This is a genomic window from Nesterenkonia sp. HG001 (genome assembly GCF_034438835.1).
In the GTDB taxonomy this organism is placed as follows: domain Bacteria; phylum Actinomycetota; class Actinomycetes; order Actinomycetales; family Micrococcaceae; genus Nesterenkonia; species Nesterenkonia xinjiangensis.
Window position 1 is genome coordinate 167,539 of record NZ_JAOSZD010000009.1, and the last position, 23,125, is coordinate 190,663.

The 23,125-nt window shown below is 69.2% G+C and carries 20 protein-coding genes; 17 read left to right on the forward strand and 3 right to left on the reverse strand.

All coding sequences use genetic code 11. The features are described from left to right. The first annotated feature begins 3 nt into the window (after positions 1-3). The 8 genes from argB to ODE13_RS14820 all read left to right on the forward strand — a co-directional run bounded on the left by argB (position 4) and on the right by ODE13_RS14820 (position 9,806). Positions 4-948, forward strand: a complete 945-nt coding sequence (gene argB / locus ODE13_RS14785) for an acetylglutamate kinase (RefSeq protein ID WP_322479945.1) — start codon at positions 4-6, stop codon at positions 946-948. Continuing rightward, the gene (locus ODE13_RS14790; RefSeq protein ID WP_322479946.1) at positions 948-2,222 is read left to right on the forward strand and encodes an acetylornithine transaminase; all 1,275 of its coding nucleotides are present in this window, start codon (positions 948-950) and stop codon (positions 2,220-2,222) included. The genes argB and ODE13_RS14790 overlap by 1 nt, the downstream gene beginning before the upstream one ends. Further along, a complete protein-coding gene (argF, locus tag ODE13_RS14795) occupies positions 2,219-3,211 on the forward strand; it encodes an ornithine carbamoyltransferase (protein ID WP_322479947.1) in 993 nt (330 codons plus the stop codon). The genes ODE13_RS14790 and argF overlap by 4 nt, the downstream gene beginning before the upstream one ends. Next, complete coding sequence (locus ODE13_RS14800; RefSeq protein ID WP_322479948.1) at positions 3,208-3,738, forward strand: arginine repressor; 531 nt, start codon at positions 3,208-3,210, stop codon at positions 3,736-3,738. Before argF ends, ODE13_RS14800 begins: the two co-directional genes overlap by 4 nt. 73 nt (positions 3,739-3,811) lie before the next feature. Continuing rightward, a complete protein-coding gene (locus tag ODE13_RS14805) occupies positions 3,812-5,323 on the forward strand; it encodes a xanthine dehydrogenase small subunit (protein WP_322479949.1) in 1,512 nt (503 codons plus the stop codon). After that, positions 5,320-7,653, forward strand: a complete 2,334-nt coding sequence (xdhB, locus tag ODE13_RS14810; protein WP_322479950.1) for a xanthine dehydrogenase molybdopterin binding subunit — start codon at positions 5,320-5,322, stop codon at positions 7,651-7,653. Before ODE13_RS14805 ends, xdhB begins: the two co-directional genes overlap by 4 nt. Positions 7,654-7,656: 3 nt before the next feature. Further along, on the forward strand, positions 7,657-8,460 hold the full coding sequence (gene xdhC, locus ODE13_RS14815; protein ID WP_322479951.1) for a xanthine dehydrogenase accessory protein XdhC: 804 nt from the start codon (positions 7,657-7,659) through the stop codon (positions 8,458-8,460). A gap of 17 nt (positions 8,461-8,477) precedes the next feature. Beyond that, a complete protein-coding gene (locus tag ODE13_RS14820) occupies positions 8,478-9,806 on the forward strand; it encodes a guanine deaminase (protein WP_322479952.1) in 1,329 nt (442 codons plus the stop codon). Between the two features lie 124 nt (positions 9,807-9,930). Here the strand turns inward: ODE13_RS14820 and ODE13_RS14825 are convergent, their stop codons facing one another. Beyond that, positions 9,931-10,362 (reverse strand): ankyrin repeat domain-containing protein, encoded by a 432-nt coding sequence (locus ODE13_RS14825; RefSeq protein WP_322479953.1) that lies wholly within the window; start codon positions 10,360-10,362, stop codon positions 9,931-9,933. Between the two features lie 76 nt (positions 10,363-10,438). Between ODE13_RS14825 and ODE13_RS14830 the strand changes: the two genes are divergently transcribed. The 5 genes from ODE13_RS14830 (at position 10,439) to ODE13_RS14850 (ending at position 16,183) form a co-directional block, all read left to right on the forward strand. Continuing rightward, entirely contained in the window at positions 10,439-11,563 is a 1,125-nt protein-coding gene (locus ODE13_RS14830; protein ID WP_322479954.1) for an NAD(P)/FAD-dependent oxidoreductase, read from the forward strand. Next, a complete protein-coding gene (locus ODE13_RS14835) occupies positions 11,551-12,531 on the forward strand; it encodes a hypothetical protein (RefSeq protein WP_322479955.1) in 981 nt (326 codons plus the stop codon). Before ODE13_RS14830 ends, ODE13_RS14835 begins: the two co-directional genes overlap by 13 nt. A 147-nt stretch (positions 12,532-12,678) precedes the next feature. After that, positions 12,679-13,914 carry an argininosuccinate synthase gene (locus tag ODE13_RS14840; RefSeq protein WP_322479956.1) on the forward strand — a complete coding sequence of 412 codons (1,236 nt, stop codon included), beginning with the start codon at positions 12,679-12,681 and terminating at the stop codon, positions 13,912-13,914. Between the two features lie 11 nt (positions 13,915-13,925). Continuing rightward, positions 13,926-15,389, forward strand: a complete 1,464-nt coding sequence (gene argH, locus ODE13_RS14845; RefSeq protein ID WP_322479957.1) for an argininosuccinate lyase — start codon at positions 13,926-13,928, stop codon at positions 15,387-15,389. A 56-nt stretch (positions 15,390-15,445) separates the two neighbouring features. Next, on the forward strand, positions 15,446-16,183 hold the full coding sequence (locus ODE13_RS14850) for a hypothetical protein (RefSeq protein WP_322479958.1): 738 nt from the start codon (positions 15,446-15,448) through the stop codon (positions 16,181-16,183). Here ODE13_RS14850 and ODE13_RS14855 read toward each other — a convergent pair. Together ODE13_RS14855 and ykgO are read right to left on the reverse strand one after the other, a co-directional pair. Then, on the reverse strand, positions 16,137-16,898 hold the full coding sequence (locus ODE13_RS14855) for a class I SAM-dependent methyltransferase (RefSeq protein ID WP_322479959.1): 762 nt from the start codon (positions 16,896-16,898) through the stop codon (positions 16,137-16,139). The two genes, ODE13_RS14850 and ODE13_RS14855, sit on opposite strands and share 47 nt — an antisense overlap. 4 nt (positions 16,899-16,902) lie before the next feature. Further along, entirely contained in the window at positions 16,903-17,025 is a 123-nt protein-coding gene (gene ykgO, locus ODE13_RS14860) for a type B 50S ribosomal protein L36 (protein WP_179540328.1), read from the reverse strand. A 67-nt stretch (positions 17,026-17,092) separates the two neighbouring features. On the opposite strand from ykgO, the gene ODE13_RS14865 reads away from it, so the two are divergent. The 4 genes from ODE13_RS14865 to tyrS all read left to right on the forward strand — a co-directional run bounded on the left by ODE13_RS14865 (position 17,093) and on the right by tyrS (position 22,708). Beyond that, complete coding sequence (locus ODE13_RS14865) at positions 17,093-18,151, forward strand: GTP-binding protein (protein ID WP_322479960.1); 1,059 nt, start codon at positions 17,093-17,095, stop codon at positions 18,149-18,151. 41 nt (positions 18,152-18,192) lie between these two features. Continuing rightward, complete coding sequence (locus ODE13_RS14870) at positions 18,193-18,879, forward strand: DNA-3-methyladenine glycosylase (RefSeq protein ID WP_322479961.1); 687 nt, start codon at positions 18,193-18,195, stop codon at positions 18,877-18,879. 83 nt (positions 18,880-18,962) lie between these two features. Beyond that, positions 18,963-21,326, forward strand: coding sequence for a HelD family protein (locus tag ODE13_RS14875; RefSeq protein WP_322479962.1), 2,364 nt, complete (start codon positions 18,963-18,965; stop codon positions 21,324-21,326). Positions 21,327-21,379: 53 nt separating this feature from the next. Next, positions 21,380-22,708, forward strand: coding sequence for a tyrosine--tRNA ligase (tyrS, locus tag ODE13_RS14880; RefSeq protein WP_322479963.1), 1,329 nt, complete (start codon positions 21,380-21,382; stop codon positions 22,706-22,708). Positions 22,709-23,125 lie beyond the last annotated feature (417 nt).

A 23,125-nucleotide genomic window follows, 5' to 3' on the forward strand; every position in this document is an offset into this window, starting at 1 on the left:
CCAGTGACCGAGAAGATCACCAGCCTGCAGCCCCGTGAGCGGGACCCGCGGGCAGACGCCGGTGCGAAGGCCGCCACACTGATCGAGGCGCTGCCCTGGATGCAGAAGTTCGTCGGGGAGACCATCGTCATCAAGTACGGCGGCAACGCGATGGTCGACGAGGACCTCCGCCGCGCCTTCGCCGAGGACGTGGTCTTCCTGCGGCACGTCGGGGTCAACCCGGTGGTGGTCCACGGGGGCGGCCCGCAGATCAACGCCATGCTGGAGACCGTCGGGGTGCAGTCGGAGTTCCGCGCCGGCTACCGGGTCACCACCCCGGAGGCCATGGACGTGGTCCGCATGGTCCTCACCGGGCAGGTCGGCCGCCAGCTCATCGGGCTGATCAACAGCCATGGCCCCTACGCGGTGGGGCTCTCCGGGGAGGACGCCGCCCTGCTGCGCGCCCGCCGCAAGACAGCTGTGATCGACGGGCAGGAGATCGACCTCGGGCTCGTCGGAGAGGTCACCGGGGTCAACCCTGCCGCCGTGGAGGACCTCCTGGCCGCCAAGCGCATCCCGGTCATCTCCACGATCGCCCCGGAGTTCGACGACGCCGGCCAGCCCACCGGAGAGGTGCTCAACGTCAACGCCGACCTCGCAGCGGCCGCCGTCGCCTCAGCGCTCGGGGCGGCGAAGCTGGTGATGCTCACCGACGTCGAAGGGCTCTACGCCGACTGGCCGGATCGTTCCTCGCTGATCTCCTCGCTCAGCGTCTCGGACCTGCGGAGCATGCTGCCCGACCTGCAGTCCGGGATGATCCCGAAGATGACCGCCGCGCTGACCGCCGTCGAGGACGGGGTGCCGCGGGCCCATATCGTCGACGGCCGAGAGCCGCACTCGATGCTGCTGGAGATCGTCACCGCCGAGGGAGTCGGCACGCAGGTCGTGCCGGACAGGGAGGACGTCTGATGGCTGAGCCGACCTCGGGGGAGCTGACCCCCGACGCGCTGACCTCTGACGTGCTGGCCGAGTCGCAGGCCGGAGAGGCCCTGCTCGGACGGTACCGAGACTCCCTGCTGGGTGTCTTCGGCACCCCGCAGCGGGTCCTGGTCCGGGGCTCGGGGGCCACCGTCTGGGATGCGGAGGGTCGGGAGTACCTGGACCTGCTGGCGGGGATCGCCGTCAACGCGCTGGGCCATGCCCATCCGCTGGTGACCTCCGTGGTGGCCAGTCAGTCGGCCACCCTGGGGCACATCTCCAACTTCTTCACCAGCCCCACGCAGATCGCCCTGGCAGAGAAGCTGCTGCAGCTGTCCGAGGCCCCGGAGGACTCCAAGGTCTTCTTCACCAACTCCGGCACGGAGTCCAATGAGGCGGCCTTCAAGCTCGCCCGCCGCCATGGCGGCACAGACCGTCCGCGGATCATCGCGCTGCAGGACGGCTTCCATGGGCGATCCATGGGGGCGCTGGCGCTGACCTGGAAGCCTGCCCACCGTGAGCCCTTCGAGCCGCTGCCCGGAGGCGTCGAATGGGTGCCGGCCGGGGACGTGGCGGCGCTGCGCGCCGCGGTGGACGAGACCGTCGCCGCCGTCGTCGTGGAGCCCATCCAGGGTGAAGCCGGAGTCCGTGGCATGCCCGAGGGGTACCTGCAGGCCGTTCGCGAGATCACCCGAGAGGCCGGGGCGCTGATGATCGTCGACGAGGTGCAGACCGGAGTGGGTCGGACCGGCGCCTGGTTCGCCTCCACCGGGGTGGAGCCGGACGCGATGACCCTGGCCAAAGGGCTGGGCGGCGGATTCCCGATCGGCGCGCTGATCACCTGCGGTGAGGCGGTCAGCGAACTGCTCTCCGCCGGACAGCATGGCACCACCTTCGGCGGGAACCCGGTCGCCACCGCGGCCGCGCTGGCCACGATCCATGCCCTGGAGTCCGGCGGTGTCCTGGAGAACGTGCGTCGTGTCGGGGCCGCCACCGCCGAGGCCCTGGCCGCTCGCGCGGAGGTCACCGAGGTGCGCGCCCATGGCCTGCTCATCGGCTTCGACGTCGACGACGCCGGCCTCCCCAGCTCCGCACCGTTGGCTCCCGCGATGGTCGCCCAAGCGCTGGAGGCCGGCTTCATCATCAATGCACCGGGGCCGCGCACCCTGCGGCTGGCCCCGCCGCTGACCATCACCGAGGACCAGATGATGCGCTTCGTGGAGGCCCTGCCGGGCATCCACCGCGCCGCGAAGGAGAATGCATGACCCGCCACCTGCTCGCTGACCTGGATCTGAGCCCCGAGGAGCTGGACCGGGTGCTGACCCTCGCGGCAGCGATGAAAGCCGCCCCGTACGCGGTCAGGCCGCTGGCCGGTCCGCAGACCGCCGCGGTGTTCTTCGACAAGACCTCCACCCGCACCCGAGTGTCTTTCGCCGCCGGGATCTCCGCGCTGGGCGGGGCGCCGCTGATCGTGAACCCTGGAGAGTCGCAGCTGGGCCACAAGGAGTCCATAGCGGACACGGCGAACGTCCTGGACCGGATGGTCTCGCTGATCGTCTGGCGCACCTACGCCCAGTCGGGGCTCGAGGAGATGGCCGAGCACAGCCGCGTGCCGGTGATCAACGCGCTCTCCGACGACTACCACCCCTGCCAGCTGCTGGCCGATCTGCTCACTGTCCGAGAGCATCTGGGCGAGCTGACGGGCCGTTCGCTGGCCTACCTGGGGGACGCGGCCAACAACATGGCCAACTCCTATCTGCTGGCCGGGGTCAATGCCGGCATGGATGTGCGCATCGCCGGGCCGCAGGATCATCTGCCGGAGGAGCGGATCGTCGCGGCCGCTCAGGAGCGAGCCGGACTCACCGGCGGTTCGGTGACCATCACCACGGAGGCGGCCCTGGCGCTGGAGGGGGCCGACGTCGTCGCCACCGACACCTGGGTCTCCATGGGGCAGGAAGACGAGAAGGAGCAGCGGATGCAGCTCTTCGGCGACTACCGGGTGGACGCCGCGGCGATGGCCCGCGCGGCCGACGGTGCGATCGTGCTGCACTGCCTGCCGGCCTACCGGGGGGTGGAGATCGGTGCGGAGGTCATCGACGGTCCGCAGTCGGTGGTCTGGGATGAGGCCGAGAACCGGCTCCATGCGCAGAAGGCGCTGATGACCTGGCTGCTGGTCGAGTCCGGCCTCGCCGATGAGGCCACGGTCGCCCAGGTGCGTGCCGGCGAGCAGGGTCAGGAGATCCCTCGACGATGAGCTCGCAGACCACCCCGACCACCAAGACCGCCCGTCACGCGAAGATCCGTGAGCTGATCACCCGCGGCGCCCTCCGGTCCCAGGCCGAGCTGGTCGAGCAGCTGGCTGAGGAGGGCGTGCGGGTCACCCAGGGCACGCTGTCCCGGGACCTGGTGGAGATCGGCGCGGCGCGGGTCAGAGGCGCCGACGGCGCGCTGATCTACGCGGTGCCCGGGGAGGGCCACGAGCGGGAGCTGCAGTCGGACCAGACCGAGGCCACCACCCTGGCCCGGCTGGTGGCGCTCTGCCGGGACCTGCTGGTCTCGGCGGAGGCCAGTGCGAACCTGGTCATCCTGCGCACCCCTCCGGGCGCCGCGCAGTTCCTGGCCAGCGCAGTGGACCATGCCGGGCTCAAGGAGATCCTGGGCACGATCGCCGGGGACGACACCATCATGCTGGTCACCACCGGAGCTGACGGCGGCGCGGAGGTCGCCGCGCGGTTCCGCGGTTTCGCCGAAGGTGAGACCGACCTCCAGGAATCCGCATGACGGAGTGAGGGTCCCGCCATGACTCCTCCTGTGTGATGCTGGACACATCGTGCATGCGGCAGAGGAGGATGGCATGGCGGGGTCATGGCAGATCAGGGTGAACGGACGGGACGAGGCTGCTGACGAGATCGTCCCTCGTACGAATCTCCTGGACTGGCTGCGGAGCCGTGGGCTGACCGGCGCCAAGGAAGGCTGCGCCGAGGGAGAGTGCGGAGCCTGCGCGGTGCTGGTGGCGCGGCCGGACGGGCCGCAGCGCTCACGCTGGACGGCCGTCAACGCCTGCCTGCCGCCTGCAGCGGCCTTCGTGGGCCACGAGGTGATCACCGCCGAAGGGCTCGCCGGTGCCTCCGCCCCTGATGCCGCCCTGGAGAAGACCCCGGACGAGCTGCACCCGGTGCAGCAGGAGATGGCTCAGCGCGGAGGGTCCCAGTGCGGCTACTGCACTCCTGGCTTCGTCTGCGCCATGGCGGCGGAGTATTACCGGGCCGAACGGGCCCCCGACCCCGTGTCCGACCCTGCGTCCGATGCCGCGGGCGGCTGCCCGGCGGACCACGGGGTGAACGGATTCGACCTGCACGCGCTCAGCGGCAACCTCTGCCGCTGCACCGGGTATCGTCCCATCCGCGACGCCGCCTATGCGCTCGGTGCTGCACCGGCGAAGGATCCGCTCCTGCAGCGACAGGATCGCCCGGCTCCTGCTCCGGAGCCCACTGTGCTCAGGGCCGAGGGTGCGGAGTTCCGCCGCCCCGCCACCTGGCACGAGACGCTGGAGCGGCTCGCCGAGGAGCCCGCGACGGTCCTCGTGGCCGGAGCGACCGATCTCGGCGTCGAGCGCAACCTCCGGCACTCCCGGCCGCCGAAGCTGATGGCGATCGACCACCTGGAGGAGCTGCGCCGTATCACCAGGGACGATGGCGTCATCGATATCGGGGCGGGCGCGACGCTTTCGGAGATCGAGCGCGCCCTGGCCGGACAGGTCCCGCTGCTGAGCGAGCTCCTCCCGCAGTTCGCCTCCCGGCTCATCCGCAACACCGCGACCCTGGGAGGCAATCTGGCCACAGCCTCGCCGATCGGCGATTCCGCCCCGACGCTGCTGGCCTTGGACGCCGTGGTCGTGCTGTCCTCCGCCGAGGGGGAGCGCCACGTGGCGCTGGAGGAGTTCTTCACCGGGTACCGCCAGACCGTCCTGAGGGAGGGCGAGCTGATCCGCAGCATCAGGATCCCGCTGCCGCTGCTGGGACGCAGCGCCTTCCACAAGATCGCCAAGCGTCGCATCGACGACATCTCCTCAGTCGCGGTCGCCATCGCGCTGCAGGTCGCTGACGGCATCATCACCGAGGCACGTATCGGACTCGGTGGAGTCGCGGCCACGCCGCTGCGCGCCGCAGCCACCGAGCAGGCCCTCCTCGGCAGGCCGTGGTCGGAGCAGACCATCCACGAGGCGGCGGCGACCATGGCGGCAGAGGGCACTCCCATGGACGATCTCCGAGCCAGCGCGCGATACCGGGCAGCGATGCTCCACCAGGCCCTGCCTCGCTTCCACGCCGCTGTGGAGGCGGCAGACCACCAGGAGGTGTCCCCATGAGCGGGGTCGGAGCACCAGAGTCACATGAGAGCGCGGCGCTGCATGTCACGGGAGCCACCCTGTACACCGATGACCTCGCCGCCCGAGACCCTCGAGCGCTGCACGCCTGGCCGGTGCAGGCCACCCACGCCCACGCCCGGGTGATGGCGATGGACACCAGCCGGGCGCGCAGCAGCGCCGGCGTCGTCGAGGTGCTCACCGCCGAGGACGTCCCCGGGACCAACGATGCCGGCGTCAAGAAGGACGAGCCGCTCTTCCCCGCGGAGGTCATGTACTACGGCCACGCGGTGTGCTGGGTCCTCGGCGAGACCGAGGAGGCCGCGCGACTGGGCGCCGAGGCCGTGCAGATCGACTACGAGCCGCTGCCCTCCCTGGTGACACTCGACGAGGCCATCACGGCAGGCAGCTTCCAGGGGCGTCAGCCGGTGCTCAGCCGCGGTGACGCCGCCGCGGCGCTGGAGAGCGCGCCCCACCGCTTCAGCGGTCACCTCGAGTGCGGCGGGCAGGACCACTTCTACCTGGAGACCCACGCCTCCTTCGCCGCCGTCGATGAAGCGGGGCAGGTGATGGTGCATTCCTCGACCCAGCACCCCAGCGAGACCCAGGAGATCGTCGCCCAGGTGCTGGGCCTGTCCTCCCACGAGGTCACCGTCCAGTCGCTGAGGATGGGCGGGGCCTTCGGCGGCAAGGAGATGCAGCCGCACGGTCTCGCAGCAGTGGCCGCGCTCGGAGCAGTCCGCACCGGCCGCCCGGTGCGACTGCGGCTCAACCGCACCCAGGACATGACGATGACCGGGAAGCGGCATCCCTTCGCCGCAGACTGGGAGGTCGGCTTCGACGAGCAGGGGCATCTGCTGGGCCTCAGCGCAGTGGTCACCGCCGACGGCGGCTGGGCGCTGGATCTGTCAGAGCCGGTGCTGTCTCGGGCCCTGTGCCACATGGACAACGCCTACCTCATTCCCGCGGTGGAGGTCCTGGGCCGAATCGCCAAGACGCACAAGACCTCGCAGACGGCCTTCCGGGGATTCGGCGGGCCGCAGGGCATGCTGATCATCGAGGACATCCTCGGGCGCTGCGCACCTCGACTGGAGATTCAGCCTGACGAGCTGCGCCGTCGCAACCTCTACCGGCCTGGAGACTTCACGCCCTATGGGCAGCCGGTCCGCCACGCTGAGCGGATCGGCGACATCTGGGAGCAGCTGGGCCAGCGTGCCGAAGTCTCCCGCAGGCACCGGGAGATCGCCGAGTTCAACGCCGCGCACCGGCATCTCAAGCGGGGGATGGCGGTGACACCGGTGAAGTTCGGCATCTCCTTCAACTTCACCGCGTTCAACCAGGCCGGGGCGCTGGTCCACGTGTACAAGGACGGCTCGGTCCTGATCAACCATGGCGGCACCGAGATGGGCCAGGGGCTGCACACGAAGATGCGTCAGGTCGCTGCCACCGCGCTGGGCGTCCCGCTGCACCAGGTGCGGCTGGCCCCGACCCGGACCGACAAGGTCCCCAACACCTCGGCGACGGCGGCCAGCTCCGGGGCGGACCTTAACGGCGGGGCGATCAAGAACGCCTGCGAGCAGATCCGCGGTCGGCTGGCCGAGGTGGCCGCTCGCCGCCTGGACGTCCACTGCCACGACGTGCGCTTCGAGGCGGGCCAGGTGCGCGGGCTGGGCCAGCAGAGGGCCCTCGAGTTCGCCGAGGTGGTCAGGCATGCCTACCTGCAGCGCGTTCAGCTCTTCGCGGCCGGCTACTACCGCACCGAGGGGATCCACTGGGATGCGGCACGGATGCAGGGGGAGCCGTTCAAATACTTCGCCTATGGGGCAGCTGTCAGTGAGGTCGAGGTCGACGGCTTTACCGGGGCCTACCGCCTGCTCCGGACTGACATCCTCCACGATGTGGGGGATTCACTCTCGCCGATGATCGATGTGGGCCAGATCGAAGGGGGCTTCGTCCAGGGGGCCGGCTGGCTGACGCTGGAGGACTTCCGCTGGGACACCTCCGAGACGGAGCGTCGCGGTCGCGTGCTGACCCAGTCGGCGAGCACCTATAAGCTTCCGAGCTTCTCCGAGATGCCGGAGGAGTTCACCGTGCATCTCTATGAACGGGCCACTGAGGCCGGCGTTGTCTATGGTTCCAAAGCGGTGGGAGAGCCGCCCCTCATGCTGGCGTTCAGCGTCCGAGAGGCGCTGCGTGCTGCCGCGGGGGCCTTCGGTCCGGGAGGAGTGGAGGTGCAGCTCCCCAGCCCGGCCACTCCCGAGGCCGTGTTCTGGGCGGTGCAGGCGGCCCGGACCGTCGCAGCGGCAGAGACCCCTGTGCCGGCGAGTGGGTGACCGATGGACTGGCATGCGGCGATCGGCGGTCTGAAGGGCCGAGGCGAACCGGGGGTGCTCATCACTCTGCTGCGGACTCGGGGTCACGCCCCGCGCGAGGCCGGCGCGAAGATGGTGGTCTCGGCGGACGCCGCCTGGGATAGCATCGGCGGTGGGAACCTGGAGAAGACCGCGGTGGAGCATGCCCGGGGCATGCTGGCCTCCGAGGCCGATGCCCCGGAGATCCTCGATCTCTCCCTGACCGAGCACGCCCCGGCCGTCCACGGGAGGCAATGCTGCGGAGGGCAGGTGTCCGTCCTCTTCGAACGCCTGGCCGCCGCACCGGTGGTCGCGATCTTCGGGCTCGGCCACGTCGGCTATGAGGCTGCCCGCATCTTCTCCCGGATGCCGATCTCCCTGCACCTGGTCGACAGTCGCGAGGAGCACGCGCTGCAAGCCGAGGCCGAGGACATCCGCAGCGGTCAGGCCCTGGTCTCGATCCATCATGCGCCGGCGCCGGAGACGGTGATCCGCAGTCTGCCGGCGGGAGCGCATGTGCTGATCATGACTCACGATCACGCCGAGGACCTCTTCCTCTGTGAAGCCGTGCTGGGCCGGGAGGACCTCGCCTCCGTAGGGCTGATCGGGTCGGCGGCCAAATGGGCGAGGTTCCGCAAGCGCCTGGGCGAGAGCGGCTACTCGGCCGAGCAGATCGCTCGGATCGAATGCCCCCTCGGGATCGCGGAGATCCCAGGGAAGGACCCGGCGAGCATCGCCGTCGGCGTGGCGGCGAAGTTTCTCCGTCGCAACGATCCTGCGCAGCTCTAGGAGGGCGGCCGACCACGATGACGATCTATCGAAGCAGGGTCCTCGACACCCCCGGGGACCTGGGGGATCCTGAGGGGCTTCGCAGTGATCAGGACTGCGCGCTCGTCGTCGCCGACGACGGCGTGATCCTGGCGCGGACCGGGATCGAGGCGGCGCGGCGGGATCATCCCGACCATCCGGTGGTCGACCTGCGGGACGGCATCCTGATGCCGGGGATGGTGGACGCCCACGTGCACTTTCCACAGGTCCGCATCATCGGTGGACTGGGCATGGCGCTGCTGGACTGGCTGGCCCGGTGCGCCCTGCCCGAGGAGGAGCGGCTGGCGGACGTGGCCCACGCCGGTGAGATCGCACAGGAGTTCCTGAGTGGTCTGGTCCAGTCCGGCACGACCACGGCGCTGGTGTTCGGGTCGCATTTCCCCGAGGCGATGGAGGTGCTGTTCGCCCAGGCGCAGCAGGTGGGTCTGCGCATGACCTCAGGTCTGGTGGTCAGTGACAGGATCCTCCCCGAACCGTTGCTGACCACCCCAACCCAGGCGCTCGACGTCGGCCGAGCGCTCGCAGAACGCTGGCACGGCCAGGGTCGGCTGCGCTACGCGGTGACCCCGCGGTTCTCCCTCTCTGCGAGCCAGCAGATGCTGGAGTCCTGCGGGGCGCTCTTCCGTGAAGGCGGAGGGCCGTCCGAAGAGCTCTGGTTCACCTCGCATGTCAATGAGAACCCCGTCGAGATCGAGGAGGTCCGGCGGCTTTTCCCCGAGGCCCGCGACTATGTGGACACCTATGACCGCCACGGCCTGCTCGGTCCGCGGTCGGTGCTGGCCCACAACGTCCATCCCGCGGCTGCGGAGCTGGAGCGCATGGGCCAGACCCGCACTGCCGCAGCGCATTGCCCGACGTCGAACTTCTCCCTAGGCAGCGGCCTGTTCCCGCTGCGGCAGCACCTTGCGGCCGGTGTGCCGGTGGCGCTCGGCTCGGATGTCGGCGCAGGCACCGGCTTCTCGCTCTTCCAGGAAGGGCTGCAGGCTTACTTCGGGCAGCGGCTGCTCGGTGCTGAGGGAGTGCAGCTGGCTCCCTCAGACCTCCTGCATCTGAGCACCCGTTCTGGAGCGCTGGCCCTGGGTCTGGCCGAGACGGTGGGAGACCTTTCTGCGGGGCGACAGTTCGACGCCGTGCTGGTGCGGCCAGGCGCCGGTGGGACGCTGGAGACGGTGCTGCGACACGCGCGCGACCCCCAGGACGTCGTCGCCAAGCTCTTCAGCCTCGGGTCACCGGCTGACATCGACACGGTGTGGATCGGCGGCGAACGCGTCGTCTCTGGTGCGTCGCACCTGCAGGAGCCTCGCTGACCTTCTCGATCACCGACGGGGTGAGCATCGGCCTCATCAGCTGATGCGTGATCAGGATGTTCACCGGGGGGGGCATCCGTGGGGTGAACCGGGTGCCCCACCTGAGGGATCCCGGGGCGTCGGGTCAGTCCTGGGAGGCGCTGTCGAGCACGGCGCGCATGGTGTCCAGTCCGAACATCTCGATCGCCGCGTAGGCGTTCTGGCCCTCGTGGCGCGGATCTGCGCCTGCGGCCAGCAGCATCCGCACGGTCTCCTCGTTCTGCAGGAACACGGCGCAGGTCAGGGCGGACTGCCCGCGGTCGTTGAGCCGGTCGACGTCGGCGTCGCGGCTGATGAGGCCCTCCACCAGCGCCGCGTGGTTGTTGTAGGTGGCCAGGATCAGCAGCGTGTCACCTTTGGAATTGGCCAGATTGACGGGGATCCCCTGGTCGATCAGGCCGAGCAGCTCCTCGTCACGGCCCTGACGTGCGAGATCGAACATGGAGTTGAGGAACTCCAGCTGTTCGTCGGTCAGCTCGGGCACGCCGTTGGTGTCGGGGGAGGGGTCGTGTGGCATGTCTCCCAGTCTATCCGAGGGATCGCGTATGCTCGCTTATTGATATCAGTTCTCAATAATCTGGAAAGGTGCGCCCATGATTTCCTCCACAGGTCCGCAGCCCCTCGACACCCTCGTCATCGGGGCCGGGCCGGCCGGCATCGGTTCCGCGCTTGCCCTGGACGCCGTCGAAGGTCTCGTCGCCGGTGTCGTCGACCGCGGCGAGATCGGCGAGACCTTCCGCCGATGGCCCCGCCGGCAGCAGTTCCTCACGCCCTCCTTCACCGGCAACGGCTACGGGGCCACGGACCTGAACTCGGTGCACCCGCTCACCTCGCCTGCCTTCAGCCTCGGGGTGGACTACCCCGACGGTGCCGGCTACGCGAAGTACCTGCGCAGCGTCACCGGTCACTTCGAGATCCCCGTGGCCCGCGGCTGCGAGGTGACCTCGCTGCGCCAGGACGACGTCGGCTTCATCGCCACCACCGCGAACGGTCCGATCCCCGCTCGGACCGTGATCTGGGCCGGCGGCGAGTTCCAGTCCCCCGAGGTGCCGCAGATCCCCGGGAGGCGCTCTCTGGTCCATACCGGGCGTGAAGAGGCCTGGACGCCTCGCGAGGGCCGTGTCCTGGTGCTCGGCGGCGGTGAGTCCGGGATCGACATCGCCTGCCACCACATCGAGCACGGGGCCGCCGTGACCGTCCTCGACGCTGATCACCCCTGGGACGCCGGACAGGGCTCGGACCCGTCCTACGGGTTGGCCCCGCGCTCGCGGATGCGGCTCGCCGCCGCTCGTGAGACCGGCCGGCTCACCCTGGCATCCCGGCGTGCGGTCGCTGTAGCGCGCGAAGGACGGTGCTGGACGGTCACGCTGGACGACGGCGCCGCGCTGACAGCCGACTCTCCGCCGCTGGCCGGCACCGGATTCGGGCCGGGGCTCGGGCCGGCGGCGCATCTGTTCGACCAGCGCGAGGACGGCTGGCCGTTGGTGGACGCCGATGATCAGTCGACCCTGGCCCCCGGGCTCTTCCTCTCCGGGCCCGCGCTGCGCCACGGCGCTCAGCGTTTCTGCTTCATCTACAAGTTCCGCCAGCGCTTCGCCCACGTCGCGAGGGTCATCGGGGAGTCGCTGGGCAAGGACTGCTCGGAGCTGGAGGCCTGGCGCAGCGCCGGCATGCTCGCTGAAGACGTCTCCGAATGCGGGGCCGAATGCGCCTGCTGAGGCCGCACCCCGCTCTGCTCTTCCTGCTCGCCATGATCGCCGGCCTGATGCTCGGGGTGCTCGGGCCGGTCGCGATCCCGGTCGACCCGATCATCATGGTCCTCCTGGGGCTGCTGTTCCTCGAGGTCCGTCTCGGCGGCGGCCGCGAGCTGCTGCGCTCCCGCCGGGCAGCCGTGGTCGTGCTCGGGCTGAACTTCCTGATCCTTCCGGCGGTGGCGCTCGGGGTGACCGCGCTGATCGTCCCTGACGACGACCTGGTGCGTCTGGGCCTGCTGATCTACCTGCTCTTTCCCTGCACCGACTGGTTCCTCGGCTTCACCCGGGTCGCCGGGGGCAGCACAGCGCTCGGTGCGGCGCTGATCCCGGTGAGCCTGGTGCTCCAGCTGCTGCTCTATCCGGTGTGGATCTCTGCGCTGTCCGGGCGCAGTCTTCCCGGGGTGATGGAGGCGCTGTGGCCCGCGCTTCTCGAGGGGCTGCTGGTTCCCGCCGCAGTTGCCGTGGTGCTGCGCGTCCTGATCGGTCTTCTCTGCGGACGTTCGGTCCTCGAGCGGGTCCAGGGGATCGCAGGAGGCTGCGTGCCCTGGGTGATCGCCGCACTGATCCTGGGCCTCTTCTCCTCCGGGCTCGGGGAGGCGGCCCTCGAGCCGGCGGCGCTGGGGCGGGTGCTCGCCGGAGTCGTGATGTTCTTCGCGGTGAGCCTGGCGCTCGCGGAACTGGTGCGCCGGTGGGCAGGCTTGGCCGAGGACGAGGCGACCCTGGTGGTCTTCACGACCACCGCCCGCAACGCGCCGCTGATGCTGGCGGTCACCGCGCTCGCGCTGGGGGAGAACACCGTCATCACGGCGGTGATCGTGCTCGGGATGCTGCTGGAGTTCCCGCACCTGACCGCGCTGACCTGGTGGATGCGCCGCCGCAGGCGAGGTGCTGGTCGGTCGAGGGCCGCAACGCCGCTGACGACGGCGGCCTGAGGCGATAGCCTGCCGGGGAGAGATCGGCGCGCCGGACCGACTGTCCTGCGAGAGTATGCAATGCAGTGAATAATTATGTAGACTCGTCGATGAGCCGACCACCACCCCTCCCTGCTCAGACAGGGACGACTTCCAAGGAGCTGGACCGTGACCGATCGCATCGTTCTCGCCTATTCGGGCGGCCTCGACACCTCTGTGGCCATCGGCTGGATCGCCGAGGCGACCGGTTCTGAGGTCGTCGCCGTCGCGGTCGACGTCGGCCAGGGCGGCGAGTCCCTGGAGACCGTGCGCCAGCGCGCGCTGGACTGCGGCGCCGTCGAGGCCTACGTGGCCGACGCCCGTGATGAGTTCGCCGAGCAGTACTGCATGCCCACGCTGAAGGCCAACGGCCTCTACATGGACTCCTACCCGCTGGTCTCGGCCATCTCCCGCCCGGTGATCTCCAAGCACCTGGTGGCAGCGGCTCAGCAGTTCGGCGCCACCACCGTGGCCCACGGCTGCACCGGCAAGGGCAACGACCAGGTCCGCTTCGAGGTCTCCATCCAGACGCTGGGTCCGGAGCTGAAGTGCATCGCCCCCGTGCGCGACCTCGCCCTGACCCGGGAGAAGGCCATCGAGTACGCGGAGAAGAACAACCTGCCGATCGAGACCACGAAGAAGAACCCCTTCTCCATCGACCAGAACGTCTGGGGCCGGGCCGTGGAGACCGGCTTCCTGGAGGACATCTGGAACGGTCCCACCAAGGACGTCTACGACTACACCGAGGACCCGGCCTTCCCGCCGGCGGCCGACGTCGTCACCATCACCTTCGATCAGGGCGTGCCGGTGGCCCTCGACGGCCGCGGCGTCACAGCGCTGGAGGCCATCGAGGAGCTCAACCGCCGCGCCGGCGCCCAGGGCATCGGCCGGATCGACATCGTCGAGGACCGCCTGGTCGGCATCAAATCCCGCGAGATCTACGAGGCCCCCGGCGCGATGGCGCTGATGGCCGCCCACCGGGAGCTGGAGAACATCACCCTGGAGCGCGAACAGGCCCGCTTCAAGAAGACCGTGGATCAGCGGTGGACCGAGCTGGTCTACGACGGCCAGTGGTTCTCCCCGCTGAAGAACAACCTCGACGTCTTCATCGACGAGACCCAGAAGTACGTCTCCGGGGAGATCCGTCTGGAGCTGCACGGTGGCCGCGCCACGGTGCAGGGTCGGCGCTCCGAGACCTCCCTCTATGACTTCAACCTGGCCACCTATGACGAGGGCGACTCCTTCGACCAGGCCTCGGCGCCCGGGTTCATCGACATCTTCGGCCTGTCTTCGCGGACGGCCTCGCAGCGCGAGGAGCGGATCCACGGCAAGCCCGACCTCTCCGGCGCCGGCGTCGAGAAGTGAGCGTCGGTCCCATGGCCGCTGACGCGACGAACGACAAGCACGGCACGAACGACAAGCACGGTACGAACGAGGGCTCCCTGTGGGGCGGACGGTTCGCCTCCGGGCCGGCCGACGTCATGGCCGCGCTGAGCAAGTCCACGCATTTCGACTGGAAGCTGGCGCCCTATGACATCGCCGGCTCCCGGGCGCATGCCCGGGTGCTGCACCGGGCGGGGCTGCTGACGGAGCCTGAGCTCGCCGGCATGCTCTCAGCCCTGGACCGCCTGGCCGATGACGTCCACTCCGGGGCCTTCGCCCCCGTGGAGTCCGACGAGGACGTCCACGGCGCGCTGGAGCGCGGCCTGCTGGAGCGGGCGGGGGAGGACCTGGGCGGCAAGCTGCGCGCGGGCCGATCCCGCAACGACCAGATCGCCACCATGGTCCGCATGTATCTGCGGAGTCAGGTGCGGCTGATCTCTGCCGGAGTGCTCGATGTCGTCGATGCGCTGGTCGCCCAGGCCCAGGCACATCCGGGGACGCCCATGCCCGGGCGCACCCATCTGCAGCATGCTCAACCGGTGCTTCTGGCCCACCACCTGCTCGCCCATGCCTGGCCGCTGCTGCGCGACGTCGACCGGTTGACCGACCTGGACCGCCGGCTCGCCCGCTCGCCCTACGGCGCCGGGGCGCTGGCCGGATCCTCATTGGGACTGGACCCGGCGCAGGTCGCTGCGGAGCTGGGCTTCGACGGTCCCACGGAGAACTCGATCGACGGGACGGCCTCCCGTGACCTGGTCGCCGAGTTCACCTGGGTGACGGCGATGATCGGGGTGGACCTGTCGCGGATCAGTGAAGAGGTGATCCTCTGGGCCACCAAGGAGTTCGGCTTCGTCACCCTTGATGACGCCTACTCCACGGGCAGCTCGATCATGCCGCAGAAGAAGAACCCGGACATCGCTGAGCTGGCGCGCGGCAAGGCCGGCCGGCTGATCGGGGACCACACCGGACTCCTGGCCACGTTGAAGGCCCTGCCTCTGGCGTACAACCGTGACCTGCAGGAGGACAAGGAGCCGGCCTTCGACGCCGTGGACACCCTGGAGATGCTGCTGCCGGCCGTCTCGGGGATGATCGCCACCCTGCGCTTCCACCCTGAGCGGCTGGCCGAGCTGACCCCGCAGGGCTTCTCGCTGGCCACCGATGTGGCGGAGTGGCTGGTCCGGCAGGGTGTCCCGTTCCGGGTGGCCCATGAGGTCGCCGGTGAGTGTGTGCGTGCCTGTGAGGAGCATGACCCGGTCAAGGAGCTGCACGAGCTCACCGATGAGGAGCTGGCCGCCATCCATCCGGAGCTGACCCCGGCGGTCCGGGATGTGCTCAGCGTGGACGGCTCGCTGGCCTCCCGCGACGCCGTCGGCGGCACGGCCCCCGTGCGCGTGGCCGAGCAGCTCCAGGCTGCCGCCCAGCGTTCTGCGGAGCGTCGCGCGGCCCTGGCCGGCTGACGCCCGGGGCAGGAATGGGCCTGGGGAGCTTCGCGACTCGGCGCCGGGTCGGGCACATGGCCCTGGCGTGCGGGCTCGTGCTGCTCTGTGGATGTGCAGGAACCCCTGAAGGCTTCTCCGAGGAGAGCGCTGCCTCGCTGCCTGACGCTCCGGTGCAGCGGCACGCCCCGCTCTCCGATCAGGCGCGGGCTGCGCAGTCTCTGGCGGAGCTTCCGGTCCGCGAGCTCGCCGATCCTGACTGGGTGGCGGAGACCGCCGACGTCGTGCAGATTCCGGACCGAGCCCTGGAGGCCTATGCGGGTGCGGCGCTGAGGCTGCGTGAGGAGTATCTGGACTGCGGCCTGGGCTGGAACACGCTGGCCGGCATCGGTCAGGTGGAGTCCCATCATGGGGCCTACGGGGGCTCGACCCTGGCGGAGGACGGCACGGCCTCTCCGCCGATCATCGGTGTCGCGCTGGACGGCGGCGAAGGGGTCGCGGCGATCCCGGACACGGATGGCGGAGAGCTTGACGGCGATGACGAATGGGATCGCGCGGTCGGGCCGATGCAGTTCATCCCCACGACATGGGAGCTCCACGCCCAGGACGGCTCGGGTGGTCAGGGCGGAGGGTCCCCACCGGACCCGCAGAACATCGACGACGCCTCCCTGACGGCGGCCGTCTTCCTGTGTGAGCGCGGTGGCGAGGTCGTCACGGATGACGGTTTCGCCGCCGCGGTCGGCGCCTACAACCGGTCGGTGCCCTACATCAATGACGTCGCCGACTGGGCGGAGCGGTACGCCGGATCATTCTGAGCGCGGCGAGACCGTCGGAGAGGCTCTCCAGGTGCAGTTCCGCGGGGCGGGCCTCCTCGGCCAGCTGACCCTGGGTGACAGTGCGCCACCGGCTGGACGCCTCGAGGCTGCGCAGTAGGGTCTCACCGTCGCGCACCTCGTAGCGCTGCCATGGGGTGTTCTCCGTGCCGTCTTCGGCGTCCTGGTGGTGATACCTGGCCACGTAGTCCAGCCCGCCCAGCCGACGGGTGTGGACCATGGGTTCTCCGGAAGGCTCGGGGCGCAGACGTGGCGCGGTGACGATCCCGACGCCACCGGGGGCCAGGCGGCGGCTCAGCGCGCGGAAGAGCGCGCCACGCTCTGTGCTCTCCAGGTGGCCCAGCATGTGGGCGCAGAGGAAGCCATCGAGCGGTCCCGGCAGCTGATTCAGGGCGCTGGGTGCGGTGCCGGCGATGACGCTGACCCGGGCGGCGAGAGCGGCGTCGTCGGAGATCCGGGTCAGCAGGCCGGTCCGCATGAGCGCCGACGGCTCCACCGCGGCCAGGCGCCCGGGGAAGCATCCGGCCAGCAGCCGGGTGCTCAATCCGGTGCCCGCCCCGATGTCCGCCACGAGCGCCGTCTCCGGCAGCGATCCGAACGCGTCCTGGAGAGCGGGTCGGAGCGAGCTCCACACCTCCTCGCCCAGGAAGAGGTCATGGAGCTCGCCGATCAGCTCGTACTCGTCGAGCCGGGGCATGGGCTCAGCCCTGCCGGGCCTTCAGTCGTGGGTTCTTCTTGTTGATGACGTAGGTCTTGCCGCGGCGGCGCACCACCTGGGAGCCGGGCTTCTTCTTCAGAGAGCGCAGGGACTTGCGGACCTTCATTGTGACCTCCTAGTGATAATGATTAGCATTAGCGTTGATCATACGCTTCGACCCTGGAAGGACGCGAATGGATCTCTCATCGGAGGAGGCCCCGGAGGCCGGCGGCATCGGACGCCGGGTGGACGTGGTCGCCGTCGTCGGGGCCTGCGGCCCGGAGCGGCAGGAGCACGCCGAACGGCTTGCGACGTCCGAGGGGCGTGTCCTGCTGCCCGCGCGTCGTCTGCGCACCGAGCCGGAGGTGCTGGACCAGGCGGTCTCCCTGCTGGGTCGGATGCGAGCGACCAGCGGGCTGGTCGTGGAGCATCCGCTGGAGACCCCGGCCATGGAGATCATCGGCATGCTCGCCGACCCCTCCATGCCCACCCGGCTGAGCGCGGTGATCTGCGTGGTCGACGCGACGCACCTCGTCACGGACCTGGAGGCCGAGGACTTCGTGCCCCTTCTCGACGGAACCCACCATGCCGCCCGCGCCGAGCTGATGGTCCAGCAGATCGAGTACGCCTCGGAGATCGTGCTGGTCAACACGGCTGGGCTGTCCGCCCGACGCATCCACACTCTGGAGGCCTTGCTCAGCGCACTGAGCCCGCAGGCATCGGTCAGCTGTGCCGAGACGCGCGCAGCCGAGCCGCGCCCGGTCCACGAGGAGGAGTACTCCCAGGAGCAGACGCGCGCCGGATGGGTGAGCCTGCTCAATGCGGACTTCGACCCGTCGATCCGGTCCGAGGACGTGACGGTGGTGCACTATGAGCAGCTGCGCCCCTTCCACCCGGGGCGCCTGCATGCAGTCCTGGAGACGTACCTCTTCGAGCGCGGCGCCGGCCAGGTCGTGCGCTCCGCGGGCTTCTGCCGATTGGCCACGCGTCCACATGTCACTGCGCAGTGGGATCACGTGGGTGCCGGCTTCGCCCTGGAGCCGCTGAGCTTCGACCATCAGATGCGGACGGAGGACGAGGTGCTCGCCTTCGGCCAGGAGCTCGCGATCTTCGGGCTGGGCCTGGACGCGGACCGGCTGACCGCGGCGTTGGACGAGGCGGCCCTCGACGACGACGAATTGGCCGCCGGTCCGATGCTGTGGGCCACGTTCCCGGACCCCTTCCCGGATTGGCGGACCGCACCGAACCTCTGAGGCTGCGGGCTTCGCAGGCGCGGCCCTGGAAGAATGGGGGAGTGGAACTTCAGCAGCTCGATGCTCTCTTCGACGGCCACGCCACGTACCTGGCCCCTGCCCTGCTCGGATGTCGACTCACGGTGGTCACCCCACAGGGTGCCGTGACCGTGCGGCTCACCGAAGTGGAGGCCTACGGGGACCAGGGTGAGGATCCGGGGGCGCACAGCTTCCGCGGCCGCACGGCACGCAACGATTCCCTGTTCGGCCCGCCGCGGCGCACCTACGTCTATCTGAACTACGGGATCCACCGCTGTCTGAACCTGGCCTGCGGCCCTGAGGGCACGGCCGGGGGAGTGCTGCTGCGAGCCGGGGAGGTACTCCACGGGCATGAGCTGGCGGTGGAGCGGCGGGGCCGCGACACCGGGGTGAAACTGCTTTCCGGACCTGGACGGCTGGGTCAGGGGCTCGGCATCACCTTGTCGATGGACGCCACGCCGGTAGCGCTCACCCCCTCGGAGGAGCACCAGCTCGCGGACATCCCGGGAGAGGGACCGGCGTTCGTGCTGGCCCCGCCTTCGGAGCCTGCCGCCGAGGTTCACTCCGGACCACGAGTGGGCGTCTCCGGAGCGGGCGGTGGAGCGGAGTTCCCCTGGCGATACTGGGTGGCCTGTGACCCCAGCGTCTCGGCCTATCGTCCGGGGCGGAACGTCCCGCTGCGGAGATCCACCCAGGAGCACGCGGGGTGACTGCGACGTCGTCATGTCCAGTTCACCGGGATGCGGGTAGGATGGGTGGTCATCTGTTTCAGACATGAGAGCCGATCTGCTTGATGAGTGACACCACCAGCTCGAGCCCGTCCGAGGTCGTCCCGGATCGCCCGGCCGTGCGCAACGGTCGCTCCGGAGGTTCAGTGGAAGATCAACCCGCCGATGCCGATGTACCGGTCCCTGCCCTCGACGCCGGAGTCGACCAGGAGCGCGACTATGTGGCGCTGCTCTATCACCGGCTCGATGAGCTCCGGGCGGAGAAGGAGACCCAGCTGTCCCAGGTGCGCGGCACCGGGGCGCAGGGCACGATGCAGAACGTCTCCGAACGCGACGCCTTCGCGACGATGTACCAGGATCGACTGGCCCAGCTCAACGCCGTGGACGACAGGCTGGTCTTCGGACGCCTGGACCTCGACGGCGGCACCTGTCGGTACATCGGTCGCATCGGACTGACCACGGCGCAGCGTCAGCGACTCATGTTGGACTGGCGCGCCCCGGAGTCAGGGGTCTTCTATCAGGCCACCGCCTTCGACAGGCAGGGGGTGCGACGTCGGCGTCATCTGATGCTGCGTCGCCGTGAGGTCCAGGGCGTGGAGGATGAGGTCCTCGACCCCGACCTGTTGGAGGAGACCGCCGAGAACCATGGCGACGGTGCGCTGCTGGCGGCGCTGAATGCGCGCCGCACGGGTCAGATGGGTGACATCGTCGCGACCATCCAGGCAGAGCAGGACCGGGTGATCCGCTCTGACCTGTCTGGGGTGCTCGTGGTCCAGGGCGGTCCCGGCACGGGAAAGACCGCGGTGGCGCTGCACCGCGCGGCGTACCTGCTCTACAGCCACCGTGAGCGGCTGAAGTCCGCCGGTGTGCTGATCGTGGGGCCGAACTCCACCTTCATGTCCTACATCGACCGTGTGCTGCCCTCGCTCGGCGAGACCGGCGTGGTGATGTCTTCGCTGGCCGAGCTCTATCCCGGTGTGCGTGGTGTGGAGGAGCAGGACCCGCGCGTCGCGGAGATCAAGGGACGGCTGGCCATGGTCGATGTCATCGGTGATGCGGTCGCCCAGCGGCAGCGCACCATCGCCGGACCGCAGGAGGTCGAGGTCGACGGTGTGAAGGTCACCGTGACCCCGGCGATGATCAACCGTGCCCGGGAGCGGGCACGCGCCACCGGGAAGCCGTACAACGAGGCACGGGCGACCTTCGTGAAGGTCGTGGTCAAAGACATCGCGGAGAAGCTGGAGCGCATCCTGGCCAAACGTTCCCAAGGTAATGACGCGGATCGCTCCTATCTGGTGGAGGACGTCCGCACCGCCCGTGATGTGCGGGTGCTGCTGAACCTGTGCTGGATGCCGAGGACCCCGCGGAACCTGCTGGAGGACCTGTGGAGCCGTCCGGGCTATCTGAAGACGGCGGCCCCTCAGCTGACCGCCGAGGAGCGCGAACTTCTCAGTCGGAAGCCCGGAGCGCCGTTCACCCTGGCGGACATTCCGCTCCTCGATGAGGCCGCCGAGCTGCTCGGAGATCTCGACGAGTCTGCCGGGCGCGAGGAGGCCCGGCAGAAGGCCGCTCGGGAGAGCCAGCTCGAGAATGCTCGCCGGGCCGTGGAGAACGCCACTCCGCAGATGGAGGAGATGGGCATCGAGGGCTTCCTCAATGCGGAGGACGTCGTGGCTCTCAACGAGGAGACCACCGGGCGGCTCAGTGCCGCCGAGCGTGCCGTCGTGGATCGCACGTGGACCTACGGTCATGTCGTGGTCGACGAGGCCCAGGAGCTGTCTCCGATGCAGTGGCATGTGCTCATGCGTCGCTGCCCGCTGAAGTCCTTCACCGTGGTGGGCGACATCGCCCAGGGGTCCTCGCCGTCGGCGTCGTTGAGCTGGGAGGCTGCGATGGAGCCGTTCGTGGGCGAGCGGCTGCGGATCGAGGAGCTCACCGTCAACTACCGCACCCCGCGACGCATCGTGGCGCTGGCCGAGGCGGTCGCGCGTGCCGATGGCCTGGAGATCACCTCGCTGCGGACCGTGCGCGAGGGCGACCACTCCCCGACTGTGGATCGGGTCTCCGTCGACGAGGTCGTGCCCGGGACTGTGGAGGCAGTGGCCGCGGAGTTCGAGAAGGTCGGGGACGGGTTGGTGGCCGCCATCGTGCCCGAGCGGCTGCACTCGGCTGCGCGGCGGGCCCTGCGGGAACGTTTCGGCGATCGCGTCGGGGATGGCGCGGGTTCGTTGAGCCAGGACATCGTGGTGCTCACCGCCGACGAGGCCAAGGGGCTGGAGTTCGACGCCGTCGTGGTGGCCGAGCCCGCTGAGCTGCGCGCGGAAGCGGCCGGTCGGATCGGCAGCCTCTATGTGGCGCTGACCCGGCCGACCCAGTCTCTGCATGTCGTCTCCTCCGGAGATCTTCCGGCGGGGTTCGAGGCGCAGTGACCTGAATGTCGGGCGGCATACCGCGGCTCGACACTGCTACCGTACGAGTTGTGATGGAGAAGAACCTCGTGGAGAACACCCCTGGGCTGACCGAGCAGCGCAATGATGACAGCTTCGAGAACATCTGGCAGGAGCTGAAGTGGCGCGGCCTCGTGCACGTGTCCACCGATGAGACCGCCCTCGAAGAGGCGCTGGCGGGGGAGACCCTCACCTATTACTGCGGCTTCGACCCGACCGCGGCCTCCCTGCACCTGGGACACCTGGTGCAGCTGCTGACGATGCGCCGCATCCAGCTGGCCGGTCATAAGCCGCTGGCCCTGGTGGGCGGGTCCACGGGGCTGATTGGGGACCCACGTGCCTCCGGGGAGCGTGTGCTCAACACTCCGGAGACCGTGGCCGGCTGGGTGCAGAGCATCCAGGACCAGGTCCGGCCCTACATCTCCTTCGAGGGGGAGAACGCCGCGCGCATGGTCAACAACCTGGACTGGACCCAGGGAATCAGCGCCATCGAGTTCCTCCGGGACATCGGGAAGTACTTCCGGGTGGGCACCATGATCAAGAAGGACCTGGTGGCCAAACGGCTGAGCTCCGAGGAGGGCCTCTCCTACACGGAGTTCAGCTACCAGATCCTGCAGGGACTCGACTACCTGCAGCTCTACCGCGAGTACGACTGCACCCTGCAGTTCGGGGGCTCCGACCAGTGGGGGAACATCACCTCTGGCACTGAGCTGGTCCGTCGGGTGGAGAATGCTCACGTCCATGCGTTGGGCACTCCGCTGATCACCAACTCTGACGGCACCAAGCTCGGCAAGTCCGAAGGCAACGCCATCTGGATCGACGCCGAGCTCTGTTCGCCGTACACGTTCTACCAGTACTGGCTGAACCAGGCCGACGCCGATGTGATCGATCGGCTCAAGGTCTTCACCTTCCGCAGCCGGGAGGAGATCGAAGCCCTGGCGCGCGAGGTCGAGGAGCGCCCCTTCGCCCGGCAGGCGCAGAAGGCCCTCGCCTGGGACGTGACCACCCTGGTGCACGGGGAGGAGACGACGCGGAAGGTCATCGCCGCCTCTGAGGCGCTGTTCGGCAAGGGGGAGATCTCCGAGATCGATGAGCCCACGCTGCGCGGCGCCTCGGCGGAGCTGCCGGTGGCGGAGCTGCCGGCCGAGTCTGCCACGGTCGTAGAGGCTCTGGTTGCGACGGGACTGGTGGGTTCGAAGTCCGAGGCGCGGCGTGCCGTCAAGGACGGCGGCGCCTACGTGAACAACACCAAGGTCGACGACGGCGAGGTGCCCGTGTCCTCCGGCGCGTGGCTCTTCGGCCAGTACCTGGTGCTGCGGCGCGGAAAGAAGAACCTCGCGATCGTGCGCAGCGGCGGAGACTGATCAGAAGTTCTGCCTCCTCGAGAGAAGCCGCAGGTCAGCGCCCAATGGACGCCGATCCTGCGGCTTCTCCCGTAAGAGATGCAGGTCACCCCGATTCTGGTTTGCATACGCCTCGAGCCCTGTGTAGAGTCTCTTCTCGTGCTCAGGGCACAGGGCGGAAAGCCGAGAGGCAAAAACCCGGTCCAGAGCACTTCGCGACTTCTCGTCGCACAGCTTCTTAAATTCATAGCTTCGACGATCGCGCCCGAAAACCCGGTGAGACACCGAGTTTGCACGGAGAGATCGAGGAGGGTAAGATAGAGAAGTTGCCGTCCAGAGGATGGATCGGGACCGGGTTTGACAGCCGGAAACGAAATGTTCTAGGATGGAAAAGTTGCTTCGGAGCGATCCGGAAACGAAAACTAAGAACACAGAATA

Coding starts and splice junctions, on each gene's coding strand:
- ODE13_RS14790 (WP_322479946.1), top strand. CDS start 948: ATGGCTGAGCCGACCTCGGGGGAGCTGACCCCCGACGCGCTGACCTCT.
- ODE13_RS14865 (WP_322479960.1), top strand. CDS start 17,093: ATGGATCTCTCATCGGAGGAGGCCCCGGAGGCCGGCGGCATCGGACGC.
- argF (WP_322479947.1), top strand. CDS start 2,219: ATGACCCGCCACCTGCTCGCTGACCTGGATCTGAGCCCCGAGGAGCTG.
- ykgO (WP_179540328.1), bottom strand. CDS start 17,025: ATGAAGGTCCGCAAGTCCCTGCGCTCTCTGAAGAAGAAGCCCGGCTCC.
- ODE13_RS14855 (WP_322479959.1), bottom strand. CDS start 16,898: ATGCCCCGGCTCGACGAGTACGAGCTGATCGGCGAGCTCCATGACCTC.
- xdhB (WP_322479950.1), top strand. CDS start 5,320: ATGAGCGGGGTCGGAGCACCAGAGTCACATGAGAGCGCGGCGCTGCAT.
- xdhC (WP_322479951.1), top strand. CDS start 7,657: ATGGACTGGCATGCGGCGATCGGCGGTCTGAAGGGCCGAGGCGAACCG.
- ODE13_RS14805 (WP_322479949.1), top strand. CDS start 3,812: ATGGCGGGGTCATGGCAGATCAGGGTGAACGGACGGGACGAGGCTGCT.
- ODE13_RS14875 (WP_322479962.1), top strand. CDS start 18,963: ATGAGTGACACCACCAGCTCGAGCCCGTCCGAGGTCGTCCCGGATCGC.
- ODE13_RS14830 (WP_322479954.1), top strand. CDS start 10,439: ATGATTTCCTCCACAGGTCCGCAGCCCCTCGACACCCTCGTCATCGGG.
- tyrS (WP_322479963.1), top strand. CDS start 21,380: ATGGAGAAGAACCTCGTGGAGAACACCCCTGGGCTGACCGAGCAGCGC.
- ODE13_RS14835 (WP_322479955.1), top strand. CDS start 11,551: ATGCGCCTGCTGAGGCCGCACCCCGCTCTGCTCTTCCTGCTCGCCATG.
- ODE13_RS14800 (WP_322479948.1), top strand. CDS start 3,208: ATGAGCTCGCAGACCACCCCGACCACCAAGACCGCCCGTCACGCGAAG.
- argH (WP_322479957.1), top strand. CDS start 13,926: ATGGCCGCTGACGCGACGAACGACAAGCACGGCACGAACGACAAGCAC.
- ODE13_RS14825 (WP_322479953.1), bottom strand. CDS start 10,362: ATGCCACACGACCCCTCCCCCGACACCAACGGCGTGCCCGAGCTGACC.
- ODE13_RS14820 (WP_322479952.1), top strand. CDS start 8,478: ATGACGATCTATCGAAGCAGGGTCCTCGACACCCCCGGGGACCTGGGG.
- ODE13_RS14850 (WP_322479958.1), top strand. CDS start 15,446: ATGGCCCTGGCGTGCGGGCTCGTGCTGCTCTGTGGATGTGCAGGAACC.